Annotated in this window: 9 protein-coding genes; 4 read left to right on the top strand and 5 right to left on the bottom strand. The window is 73.8% G+C overall.

From position 1 onward, the window contains the following. Positions 1-301, bottom strand: a 301-nt coding sequence (locus B7L92_RS03010) for a Ppx/GppA phosphatase family protein (protein WP_438363936.1), incomplete at its 3' end; no start/stop codon positions are given. 146 nt (positions 302-447) lie between these two features. On the opposite strand from B7L92_RS03010, the gene B7L92_RS03005 reads away from it, so the two are divergent. Continuing rightward, positions 448-789: an ArsR/SmtB family transcription factor gene (locus B7L92_RS03005; protein ID WP_081235947.1), complete on the top strand. Its 342-nt coding sequence runs from the start codon at positions 448-450 to the stop codon at positions 787-789. A gap of 5 nt (positions 790-794) precedes the next feature. Next, a complete protein-coding gene (locus tag B7L92_RS03000; protein ID WP_081235946.1) occupies positions 795-1,325 on the top strand; it encodes an SRPBCC family protein in 531 nt (176 codons plus the stop codon). A gap of 9 nt (positions 1,326-1,334) precedes the next feature. Here B7L92_RS03000 and B7L92_RS02995 read toward each other — a convergent pair whose 3' ends face one another. The 4 genes from B7L92_RS02995 to B7L92_RS02980 all read right to left on the bottom strand — a co-directional run bounded on the left by B7L92_RS02995 (position 1,335) and on the right by B7L92_RS02980 (position 7,593). After that, on the bottom strand, positions 1,335-4,196 hold the full coding sequence (locus B7L92_RS02995; RefSeq protein WP_081235945.1) for an NHLP bacteriocin export ABC transporter permease/ATPase subunit: 2,862 nt from the start codon (positions 4,194-4,196) through the stop codon (positions 1,335-1,337). 1 nt (position 4,197) lies between these two features. Further along, on the bottom strand, positions 4,198-6,420 hold the full coding sequence (locus tag B7L92_RS02990; RefSeq protein WP_081235944.1) for an NHLP family bacteriocin export ABC transporter peptidase/permease/ATPase subunit: 2,223 nt from the start codon (positions 6,418-6,420) through the stop codon (positions 4,198-4,200). Beyond that, the gene (locus tag B7L92_RS02985) at positions 6,417-7,223 is read right to left on the bottom strand and encodes an HlyD family efflux transporter periplasmic adaptor subunit (protein ID WP_081235943.1); all 807 of its coding nucleotides are present in this window, start codon (positions 7,221-7,223) and stop codon (positions 6,417-6,419) included. Before B7L92_RS02985 ends, B7L92_RS02990 begins: the two co-directional genes overlap by 4 nt. 154 nt (positions 7,224-7,377) lie before the next feature. Next, positions 7,378-7,593, bottom strand: a complete 216-nt coding sequence (locus B7L92_RS02980) for a hypothetical protein (RefSeq protein WP_081235942.1) — start codon at positions 7,591-7,593, stop codon at positions 7,378-7,380. 677 nt (positions 7,594-8,270) lie between these two features. On the opposite strand from B7L92_RS02980, the gene B7L92_RS02975 reads away from it, so the two are divergent. Continuing rightward, positions 8,271-9,563, top strand: a complete 1,293-nt coding sequence (locus B7L92_RS02975; protein WP_081235941.1) for a S1 family peptidase — start codon at positions 8,271-8,273, stop codon at positions 9,561-9,563. A 308-nt stretch (positions 9,564-9,871) separates the two neighbouring features. Beyond that, positions 9,872-12,084: SpoIIE family protein phosphatase (locus B7L92_RS02970; protein WP_081235940.1), on the top strand; the 2,213-nt coding region annotated here is incomplete at its 3' end.

The raw sequence follows: 12,084 nt of genomic DNA, 5'->3' as shown, positions 1-12,084 counted from the left end.
TGCCCGTCCGGGTCCGGACGGCGCGCAGCACCTCCTGCCGGTTCGGCGCGCCGCGCACCACGGCCGTCGCGAACGCCAGAGGACCGGACGCGCCCCACCGCGTGGCGGTGCGGTCCGCCGCCGCGACGGCGGCGACCAGTCGCTCCACGGCCTCGTCCGGTATCGGGGCCCCCGGCGTGACCTGCTCGGACAGCCGGATCGGCCACTTGGCCGTGTGCACCGGCAGCGGCACCCCGTCCTCCGCGTCCGCCACGACGAGTCTGACGGTCTTCGATCCGACATCCACCACGCTGGTTCGCATGGCCCGTGGGTACCCACTCGCCGCGCGGACCAACGGACGGACGGCGGCGGACGGCGAAGACATGCCCATACGTGACCGAACGGTAACCTTCCGTTGACATGGTCCATTCCTTGACAGGCATATAACCGAAGAGGCATATTGAATGCATGTCCGACGCCGCCCTCTGGGCCGCCCTCGCCGATCCGCACCGGCGGGCCATCATCGCGCTGCTCCTCGAGCGGCCCCGGCCCGTGGGTGAGATCGTCCGCGCGTGCGGTCTGAGCCAGCCGAGCACCTCCAAGCACCTGAAGGTGCTCCGCGAGACGGGTCTGGTCCGGGTGCGGCAGGACGCGCAGCGCCGCGTCTACGCCCTGGACCCCGCGCCCATCGCCGCGCTCGACGCCTGGCTGGCCCCCTACCGCAAGCTGTGGAACGACAGCCTGGACGCGCTGGGCCACCGGCTGGACGAGCCGCCGGACACCGCCGAGCCCTGCGCACCGAAGGACTGATCCCCATGACCGCCGAACGCACCGGCACCTTCCTCACCCTGGACGACGGCCGCCCGGCCGTCCGCTTCAGCCGCGTCTACGACCACCCGGTCGACCGCGTCTGGCGGTTCGTCACCGAGCCGGACGAGCTGGCCCGCTGGTTCCCCTCCCGCGCAGAGGTCGACCTGCGCCCCGGAGGCACCGTCACCTTCACCGGCGACCCCCACCTGGAGGACTCCACCGGCCGGGTCGTCGCCGTGCACCCGCCCCGCCACCTGTCCTTCACCTGGGACGGCGACGAGCTCCACTTCGACCTGGAGGAACTGGAGGAGGAGCGGACCCGCTTCACCCTCACCAACGTCCTCGGCGCCGAGAACACCGCCGCCCGCAACGGCGCCGGCTGGGAGGTGTGCCTGGCCGCGCTGGACGCGCGGGCCCGGGGCGAGCGGTTCGACGGGCCGCACGCGGGCGCCGAGGCGCCCTGGAAGGAGCTCTACGCGGCCTACGTCACGGCCGGTGTGCCCTCCGGCGCGCCCGTCCCGGGCCTGGGCGCCTGAGCCCGCCCGTCACGCCATCTGCCGCCGCACCAGCTCGTGGAGCCGCCCGCCGGTGTCGGCGAGCAGGTGCGCGGGCGGGCCCTGCTGCACCACCTTGCCGTCCTCCATCACCACGACCCGGTCCGCGTCCAGCACCGTCGACAGCCGGTGCGCGATGACGATCCGGGTCGCCCGCAGCGCCTTGGTGCTCTCGATCACCGTGCGCTGCGTCTCGTTGTCCAGGGCGCTGGTCGCCTCGTCGAAGAAGAGGATCCGCGGACGGCGGATCAGCGCCTGGGCGATCATCAGCCGCTGCCGCTGGCCCCCGGAGACCGAGCCGCTGCCCGAGACGATGGTGTGCAGCCCCATCGGCATGCGCTTGATGTCCTCGGCGAGCCCCGCCATCTCCGCTGCCGCCATCGCCTCCTCCGGTGTGTACGGCTCGGTGCCGCAGATGACGTCCAGGAGGGAGCCGGTGAAGGGCTGGGCGTGCTGGAGCACCACCCCGCACTGGCGGCGCACCGCCGACCGGTCGAGGGCGGCCAGGTCCTGGCCGTCGTACAGCACACTGCCGGACAGGGGTTTGTCGAAGCCGATGAGCAGCCGCAGCAGCGTGGACTTGCCGCAGCCGCTCGGGCCGACGATCGCCACGAACTCGCCCGGGCGCACCTCGAAGGACACGTCGTCGAGGACCAGGGGACCGTCGTCGGAGTAGCGGAAGGACAGCCGCCGCGCCTCGACCGCCCCGGACAGCGGGCCCGGCCGGGTGCTCGCCGCGCGCACCTCGGGCGTGGCGTCCAGCACCGGCCTGATCTGCTCGAACAGCGGCAGCGCGGCCACCGCTGAGACGAACGCGCCGGTCAGCTGGGTGACCGAGGTCAGCACCATCGTCACCGACGTGTTGAAGGCGAGGAACTCGGCCGCCGTCATCGAGCCGCGCGCCGGCCCCGCGAGCAGCATGAACATCGCCAGTGTGCACAGCGGCAGGTAGACCGCGCCCAGCACCGCCGTCAGGTTCTTGATCCGGCCGGCCTTCTGCTGGAGCTCCCGGCTGCGGGCGAACTCGGACGCCCAGGCGGCGTAGGCGTAGTTCTCGGCCGCCGCGACCCGCAGTTTCGGCAGACCGCGCAGGGTCTGGAAGGCCTGGTTGTTCAGCTTGTTGGTGAGCACCACCAGGCGCCGCTGCCAGCGCACCTGCCACAGCCCGAGCCCCAGGAACACCCCCGTGACGACGGTGAGCATCCCGATCGCGGCCAGCGCCATCGGCACGCTGAACCACAGCAGCAGCCCCAGGTTCACCGCGCCCACGGTGACCGACTGGGCCACCGTGGGACCCACCCCGGCCAGCAGCCGGCGGATCGCGCTGATGCCCATGGCGGCGCTCGCCAGCTCACCGGTGGACCGCTCGGTGAAGAACGTCGTCGGCAGCCGCAGCAGCCTGTCCCACACCGCCGGCTGGAGCGTCGCCTCCACCCGGCCCTCCAGCCGCAGCAGCGTCAGGTTCTGCATCAGCATGAAGGCGGCGGCCACCACACTGCCGATGATCACCGCGAGACACATCTGCACGATCGGATCGGTCTGCGCCCTCGGCACGAACTCGCCGAGCACCTTGCCGGTCGCGACGGGCACGAGGGCCCCGATCGCCACGGTCACCAGACCGCTGAGCAGCAGCCCGCCCAGATCGCCGCCGGTGCCCGACATGCAGAACCGCAGCAGCCGCAGCGGGCTCGGACGCCGCTCGGGCAGCGGGCGGTAGAACATCACCGCGCGCGGCTCGAACTCCTCGGCGTTGGCCTTCTCCACCGGCGTCTCCCGGCCGGTCGCGGGATGCACCGCCACATAGCCGCCGCGCCGCCACAGCAGCGCCACCGGGGCGCCGGACAGGGCCCGATGGCCGACCAGCGGCCCGATGTCGTCCCGCCACCAGCGGCCGTCCAGCCGCACCGCCCGGGTGCGGACGCGCGAGGCCAGGGCGATCCGCTCGACCGGATCGAGGCGGTCGCCGCCGGTGCCCGACTGCGCGGGCTCGGCGAGCGTGATCCCGGCCGCCCGGGCGACCAGCCTGCAGGCCGCGTACGTGGCGTCCGCGTCGGCCGCCGTCGTCCGCTGCCCCGACCGCTCCCCGAGGGAGGCGAGCAGGGCCCGGTCGGCCTGGGCGCGCACCGCCTCACCGGCCTTGATGCCCTCGGCCGTGCGCGTCTCGTGGGTCTGCTCCAGCTGCTCGATCCACCGGTCCAGCGCGGTCGTCAGCCGGTACTGCTGGTCGACCATGCCCTGCCACAGCGACGGGTCCACCAGCAGGTCGGCCGCGGCCTCGGCGCCGTACAGCGAGCCGTACTGCACACTGCCCGGCGGGACCTGCATCCAGAAGACGTCGTCGTCGTCCCCCGCGCTCGCACCCGCTCGCACGGGGGCGCCCCCGTGCACCGCGGCCCGCTCGGCGGCCATCGGCGCCTGGAACAGGACCGACAGGCCGCGGCCCACGCCCAGGGCGAGGGCGTACTCCAGCGGGCTCGTGGTCGGCGGGACGTACTGCGGGGTGCCGTACTCGTCGTAGGACCAGGTCTGGGTGCTCGCCGGCTGGTACAGCTCCCGCAGGCCGATGCGGTGCACCACGCAGTCCCGCAGCGGACGGGCCACCAGCGTGTGGCGCGGGCCGGCCACCGGACCGAGCACCAGCGAACCCGCCTCCAGCCGGCCCAGGTGGTGCCAGTGGCCCTGCTGTTCCGCGTCGACCGCGAACAGGTCCACCGCGCCGGACACGACCAGCCACAGCACCTGCGGACCCTCCAGGTCCAGGCGGCTGAACCCGGCGCAGTCGATCGGCGTGCCCAGCGAACCGAGCGCGCCCAGCACGAGGTCGCCCCCGTGCCCTTCGTGAACGGCCGTCACCTCACCGCTCCCTGACCAGGGCGGCGTACGCCCCACCGCGCGCCACCAGGTGCTCGTGCCGTCCGCGCTCCACGACCGTGCCGTGGTCGAGGACGACGATCTCGTCGCTGTCGCGGACCGTGCTCAGCCGGTGCGCGATCACCACGCAGGCGCAGCCGCGCCGGCGCAGGTTGTCCATCACGACCAGCTCGGTCTCGGCGTCCAGCGCGCTGGTCACCTCGTCGAGGACGAGGATGCTCGGCCGGCGCACCAGCGCCCGCGCGATCTCCAGGCGCTGGCGCTGGCCGCCGGAGAAGTTCCGGCCGTCCTGCTCGACCGGGCTGTGGATGCCGCCCGGCCGGCGCGTGATCACGTCGTACAGGGCCGCGTCCCGCAGCGCCTCCACCACGGCCTCGTCCGGGATCGAGGGGTCCCACAGCGCCACGTTGTCGCGGACCGTGCCCTCGAAGAGGAACACGTCCTGGTCGACGAAGGAGACGGAGGCGGCCAGCGCCCCGCGCGGGATGTCCTCGATGCGCCGCCCGTCGATCCGGATCACGCCCTCCCACGGTGTGTACAGGCCCGAGATCAGCCGGGACACCGTGGACTTGCCGCTGCCGGACCCGCCGACCAGCGCCACCTGCTGCCCCGGGCCGACGGTCAGGTCGAAGCCGGTCAGCAGCGGCTTGTCGAGCGGGTTGTAGCCGAAGGTGATGTCCTGCAGTTCGACGTGCCCGTGCAGACGGCGCGTCGACTCGCCGGCGCCGGGACGGCCGTAGAGCGGATCCGCCCGGAAGTTCTCCACGTCCTTCAGCCGCGCCACGTCCGCCGCGAAGTCCTGGATGCGGCCCGCCACGCCGTTCAGCCGGGTGAGGGGGGCGGTGAACCGGGTGACCAGCGCCTGGAAGGCGACCAGCAGACCGACCGAGATGTGCCCCTCGACCGCCCGCATCCCGCCGATCCACAGGATCAGCGCGCTGTTGAGGGTGGCGAGCGTCGGCGCGACGATCCCCAGCCAGGCGCTCGGCACCCCGAGCCGCTGCTGCTCCTCCAGCGTGGTGGCGTGCTGTCCGGCCCACTTGCGGAAGTAGCCGTCCTCACCGCCGGTCGCCTTCATCGTCTCGATCAACTGCAGGCCGGTGTACGCCGTGTTGGTGAGCCGCGCGGTGTCCGCGCGCAGCTTCGCCGTTCGGGTGGCGCGCAGCCGGACGACGATCCGCATCGCCACGATGTTCAGCAGCGCCACACCGATGCCGACGAAGGTCAGCTGCGGGTCGTACGTGTACAACAGCACCGCGTACAGCACGACCACCACCGCGTCCACGCCCGCCGCCGACAGGTCGCGGGCCAGCGTCTCGGCCACGGCGTCGTTGGACTGCAGCCGCTGCACCAGGTCGGCGGGGCTGCGCTGGGCGAAGAACGTCACCGGCAGCCGCAGCAGGTGGCGCAGGAAACGGGCGCTGGACAGCGTGGAGGAAATGAGCCGTCCGCGCAGCAGGTTGGCCTGCTGGAGCCAGGTCAGGACCAGGGTGAGCAGGACGCACGCGCCCATCGAGGCGAACAGCACGTCCAGCGTCGAGGTCCGGCCGCCGATCAGGAAGTCGTCGATGAAGGTGCGGCTCAGCCCGGGCACCGCCGCGCCGACCGCCACCAGCAGCAGGCTCGACAGCACCACGGCGGGCAGGGTGCCGGCCGTGCCGCGCAGACGGGCCGGCATCGCGCCGAGGACCCCGGGCCTGCGGCCGCCCCGGGTGAAGTCCTCGCCGGGCTCCATCACCAGGACGACACCGGTGAAGCTGCCGTCGAACTCCTCCAGGGGCACGAACCGGCGGCCCTTGGCGGGGTCGTTGACGAACACCCCGCGGCGGCCGAACCGGCGGCCCATGCCGTCGTAGACGACGTAGTGGTTGAACTCCCAGAAGAGGACGGCCGGCGCCCGCACCCCGGCGAGCGCGGCCAGGTCCATCTGCATGCCCTTGGCGGTCAGGCCGTAACCGCGCGCCGCCTTCAGCAGGTTGCTGGCGCGCGAGCCGTCGCGGGAGACGCCGCAGGCGATGCGCAGCTCCTCCAGCGGGACGTGGCGGCCGTAGTGGCCGAGCACCATCGCCAGGGAGGCGGCGCCGCACTCGACGGCCTCCATCTGGAGCACGGTGGGCGTGCGGACGGCCCGCACACGGGTTCCGGGCACCTTGCGCCGGGGCGGCGCGGCGCGGCGTCGGCCCCGGGTCTCCTGGGCGGTGGTCACGGCAGCAGCCAATCCACGGGACGCCGGTCGGCCAGCCGGATGGAGCCCGTGGCCAGGGTCATCGAGGTCAGCCGGAACGGCGGACCGTCCGCCGAGGACCACGCGTAACCGCTCTTCGTGGCGGACGACTTCTCCAGTTCGACCGTGACGGCCACCGGCCTGCCCTTCTTCGTGAACTGCTCGCCCAACTGGCTGTCACCGAGGAACGCGGCGATCTGCCGGGGGGACTGGGCCGAGCGGTCGACCGACTTCACCTTGCCGCGCAGCACCCCGTACTCCTGGCTCGGCACCGACTGGACGGTGAGGTCCACGGAGGCGTGCGCGGGGATGCCGGCGGCGCTCTCGGCGGGGACGTACACCGTCGCGTACAGCGGGTCCTTCGCGCCGGCGACCTTCTCCACGGCGGCGACGTCCGCGCCGGTGCGGATGATCTGCCCGACGCTGGCGGCGAGGGCGGTGATCCGGCCCGCGTCGAGGGTGCGGACGACCGCGTCGCCCCGCTCGGTGCGGACCTTCAGCACGGGGGAGTCGGCGGGGAGCCGCTCGCCCTGTTCCGCGAGGACCTCGGTGACCTGGCCGGAGACGGGGCTCTGGAGGACGTAACTGCCCTGCCCGTGGGTGAGGACGGCGGGCGCGCCGACCGTGGACGACACCGATCCGGTTACCGCCCACACCGAGGCCGCCGCCATGGCGACCACCGTCACGGACAGCACCAGCCAGCCCTGCGGCCGGGCGAAGCGCACCGGGAGGTCGAGCTCCTCCGGCGACTGGAGCCTGGTGAGGGCCTGTTGGCGGAACTGCACGGGTCTTCCCCCACCTGCGGCGAACTCTGCGACGTACTGTGCGGGCCGGCTCGCACGAACCGGCGCGCAGGCCGGTGCCGGCCGGAGGAGTGACGGCACCGCCGGGTCCCGGAGCCGGGGAGCGGCTCCGGGACCCAGGGGCACCGGGGTGCGATCAGAGACCGGCGACCAGGTTCGTGACCGGGGCGGTGTTCAGGCCGGTGACGCCCTCGGCGGTGCCGACGGCCGTGTCGACCAGGCCGGAGACCGGGGCGACGCCGTCCACCGCACCCGTGAGGGTGTTCACGGCGTTCACGGACAGACCGCCGGAGACGTTGTCGAGGTCGGCGTCGGAGATCTCGGCGGTCTCGACCTGGGGGGTGGAGTTCATGATGGAACATCCCTTCGTATGGATATTTCACAAGGGGGAGCGGCCCCCTCTGGGGACAGACGAAGGCCGCGACCGCGGGCGCCGAGCGCCCGTCGCCGGGAGCCCGGAACGGCCTTGCGGTGCGATGGATCAAAGCACGCGGCGGGTGCGGGCCTCCAATCAACCAACCGCCTCACCAGGCAACTTGTGCCCCAGTGAGGTCCAAGCGTGCAGACGGCGGCACGGCTCGGTGGCGACTTCTTCACATGCGCCACCGCATCGGCTCATCCGGCCCCTTGCGCCCCTCGGGACGGAATCCGGCACACCGGTCCCAAGGGCGCGGCCGCCCCGGCGGCGTGCGGAGGGACCCGGACTCCGGTGACCGGACTGGGCATTCGCTGTGCAGATTCGCTGAAGCCGGGATTCCGCTCCTGTTCGTGACGCTCCGTTCATGAGGTGTTGCGGAGTGTGCCGGTTCGGGGATGTGCGGACCGCGCCCGGCCCGTCCGCGCCCAACACCGGTACGTGCGGGCGGAGTTCGGGGAGCGGTGGTGGGGCCGGCGATTCACCGCCGCCGACGGAGCTTTCCACGACGGGATTGAACGCCCCGCGCGGCGCGTGCGTACCAACAGCCATCCGGGCGCCCCCACGGCCGCCGAACGGCGGCACGACTCCGGTCCCTCAGGAGGTCGAGAAGTTTGAGTCACAAGCGAATTCCGAAGCACAAGGCCGCGATAGCGGCGGGCGGCGTGGTGGCACTCGGAGCCGCCGCGATCCTTCTCCCGAACGCCAACGCGTCGCAGGACGGGGCGTCGGACGACGCCGCGGCCGCGCCGAAGACCCTGAAGGCGACGGATGCCTCGGATCTCGCCTCGCAGCTCGCCGGGCTCCTCGGTGACGCGTTCGCCGGTTCCTACTACGACGGCGACAAGCAGCAGCTCGTCGTCAACGTCGTACCGGGCGACAACAACAACGTGATCGTGCAGGCCAAGAAGGCGGGCGCGGCCGTCCGCGAGGTCGACAACAGCATGGGCGAGCTGGAGGCCGGAGCGCAGACGCTGCAGGAGCAGGCGACCATCCCCGGCACCTCGTGGGCCGTCGACCCGCGCACCAACAAGATCCTGGTCACCGCCGACAGCACGGTGACCGGCGGCAAGTGGGACAGACTGGAGTCCACCGTGCGGCGCCTCGGCTCCGGCATGGCGACCATCAAGAAGTCCGCGGGCACCTTCAAGACGTTCGCCTCCGGCGGTGACGCCATCTTCGCCGGCGGCTCGCGCTGCTCCCTCGGCTTCAACGTCACCGCGGGCGACGGCGCCCCGGCCTTCCTGACCGCCGGTCACTGCGCCCTCGCGGGCGACCGGTGGTCGGACAGCCAGGGCGGACAGCCGATCGCCACCGTCGACCAGGCGCTCTTCCCGGGCCAGGGCGACTTCGCGCTCGTCCGGTACGACGACCCGGCGACCCAGGCGCCGAGCGAGGTCGACCTCGGCGACCAGACCGTTCAGATCAGCCGGGCCGCGGAGGCCACCGTCGGCCAGGAGGTGTTCCGGATGGGCAGCACCACCGGCCTCGCCGACGGCCGGGTGCTCGGTCTGAACGCCACGGTGAACTACCCGGAGGGCACGGTCACCGGCCTCATCCAGACCGATGTCTGCGCCGAGCCCGGCGACAGCGGCGGCTCGATGTTCACCCGGGACGGCCTCGCCATCGGCCTGACCTCGGGCGGCAGCGGCGACTGCACCGTGGGCGGCGTGACGTTCTTCCAGCCGGTCACCACGGCCCTGCAGGCGGTCGGCGCGACCCTCGATGCCGCCGGCGCGGGCGTCGGCGCCGAGGAGGCCGAAGGCCAGGAAGCCGGCGGCGAGGAGGCCGGTACGGGCGAGGAAGTCGGTACGGGCGAGGAGGCCGGTGCGGACGCCGGCCAGGAGGCGGGCCAGGAGGCAGGCCAGGACGCCGGGTACGGCACCGGTCCGGCCGCGACCCACTGACGGCGCCTCAGCATCACGGCCCCCAGGGCCCGGCCCCACCACTCGGCTGTGGTGGGGCCGGGCCCTGGGGGCCGGTCTTCGCGCACCGCGAGCGGCGGGGAGCGCGCTCGTACGTCCGAGGGGCGGCGCCCCCTCCGTCGCCCTCTGCCCCCTCCTGCGCCGCGGCCGCCGCGACGGCGCCGGCGGGGGCGCGTCACGGGGCGCGGGGTGTCGCGCATGCGCGTGTTCGACACGTTTCGGGCGCCCGCGCTCCCGGGGCGGCTCCGGAACGTTCACAGGGGCTGCGCGGGGGTCCCGTAAGCGCTGTAATGGCCAACGTGGTCGGTGAGGGCGCTGCGGGACGCAGCACGAGAGCGCTGCGCGCACAGGACGCCCTGAAGACGATCGCGGCCGGTCAGGAGTCCCCCGAACGGGTGCGCAGGGTCCTGGAACAGGCCCTCGTCTTCGCCGGTGCCGCGTTCGCCGCCGTCTACGCGCCCAGCGCGGACGGCGAGTTGCTGTGTCTCGTGGAGTCCGTCGGGGTGCCGAGGACCCTGTGCGGGGTGCGCGACAGCTACCCCGTCGCCGGACGCTCCCCGGCGGCCGAGGCCCACCGGGGCGGGCGGCCGGTGTGGCTCGGCCCGGAGGACCTCGCCGCGCAGGCCCGGTCGCGGCGCGTACCGAGCCGTGACTTCTTCCTGGCGGCCCTGCCCCTGCGCGACGGCGGCTGTCTGCTCGCGGTGAGCGAGCGCCCCGGCGGCTTCGACGCCGACGGCCGGGTCTGCCTCCACCTCGTCGCCGACGGGGCCGCCTTCACCGCGGCGCCCGGGGCCACCGACGGCGGTGACCTGCCGCCGGACGCCTTCAGCCTCGCCATGGACACCGGCCGGGTCCGGGTGGGGGAGGACATCCTGGACCTGTTCGGCCTCGACCCGGACGACTTCGACGGACGGGTGGAGACGCTGCTGGGCCTGACCGTGCCGGAGGACCTGCCCTCGCTGCTGTCCGTGGTCGAGGCCGACCACATGTCGACCGGCGAGCGCGAACTGGAGTTCCGGGTGCTGCGGTCCGCCGGCCCGCCCAAGTGGTTGCGGCTGCGCGGCCGGTTGGCACCCGGCGGCGAGGGACGCCCGGCCCGCCTCGTGGGCTCCGTCGCCGACGCCTCCACGCTGCGTTCCGACGGCACGGACGTCGCCCGCGTCCAGCGGCTCGCCGCCGCACTGGCCACCGCGGTCACCGTCCGCGACGTCGGCAAGGCCGTGGTCGCCGCGCTGCGCCGGCCGCTCAGGGCCGACCGGATCGCGCTCGCCGAGCTGGAGAACGACCGGCTCGTCGTCACCGTCCTCGACCCGCCGGAGCCGGAGGCATGGCCGGAGCCGTGGCGCGCGGAGTGGCGCGGCGAGTGGCCCGACGCGCCCGTGCGCACCATGCCCACCCTCGCCGCCGCGCTGCGCGAGGGACGCGCAGGCGTCTGGCCCGCCGGTTCCCCGCTGGAGACCGCCCTCGCCGAGGTCGGTCCGGGCGGACTGGCCGTACTGCCGCTGCCCGCCGGGAACCGCGTGGCCGGCGCCTGCCTGATCGGCTGGGACGCCCCGCACGACTTCGGCGCCGACGAACGCGCCCTGCTCACCGCCGCCGCCGGACTCGCCGGGCAGGCGCTGACGCGGGCCCGCGCCTTCGACGCCGAGCACGAACTGGTCGGCATGCTCCAGCGCCAGCTGCTGCCGCGCCGCCTGCCCCGGTTGCCCGGCGCGGTCGCGGTCGCCCGCTATCTGCCCAGCACGGCCGGTCTGGAGCTCGGCGGCGACTGGTACGACGTGATCCCCCTGCCGGACCACCACGTCGCCCTCGTCATCGGCGACGTCCAGGGCCACAACGCCGGCGCCGCCACCCTCATGGGCCAGATGCGCACCGCGCTGCGCGCCTACGCCGTCGAGGGGCACCCCCCGGACGTGGTGGTGTCCCACGCCAACCGGCTGCTCGTGGACATGGAGACCGACCTCTTCGCCACCTGTTGCTATGTCGACATCGACCTGGAGGAGGGCTCGGCCCGCTGCGTGCGCGCCGGACACCTGCCACCGGTGGTGCGTCGCCCGGACGGCGTCACCGAGGTCGCGGAGGCCGAGGGCGGTCCACCGCTCGGTGTGACGGCCCGGGCCGACTTCCCCATGAGCCCGATCGGGCTCCGGCCCGGCACGCTGGTCGCCCTGACCACGGACGGCCTGGTGGAGTCCCCCGGGGCCGACATCGACGAGGGCATGGACCGCCTCGCCCGGCAGCTGTCCGCCGCCGACCCCGCCCGCCTCGGGCCGGTCGCGGACGCCCTGCTCGGCAACGCCCCGCGCAGCGACGACGTCGCCCTGCTGCTCGTGCGGTACGACGGCATGACCACGCGCCCGCTGCGGGAGAGCTGGACGGTGTGGCGGGTGCCCCAGGCGGTCGGTCACGCCCGCCGCTTCACCCGGCGCACCCTGCGCTCCTGGGGCGTGGCCGAGGACGTCGACGTCGCCCTGCTCATGGTCTCCGAGCTGGTCACCAACGC

This window comes from Streptomyces viridosporus, assembly GCF_002078235.1.
Lineage (GTDB): Bacteria > Actinomycetota > Actinomycetes > Streptomycetales > Streptomycetaceae > Streptomyces > Streptomyces viridosporus.
Note: the sequence above shows the minus strand (reverse complement) of the source record. Positions and strands in the feature narration are given on the sequence as shown.

Coding starts and splice junctions, on each gene's coding strand:
- B7L92_RS03005 (WP_081235947.1), top strand. CDS start 448: ATGTCCGACGCCGCCCTCTGGGCCGCCCTCGCCGATCCGCACCGGCGG.
- B7L92_RS02980 (WP_081235942.1), bottom strand. CDS start 7,593: ATGAACTCCACCCCCCAGGTCGAGACCGCCGAGATCTCCGACGCCGAC.
- B7L92_RS03000 (WP_081235946.1), top strand. CDS start 795: ATGACCGCCGAACGCACCGGCACCTTCCTCACCCTGGACGACGGCCGC.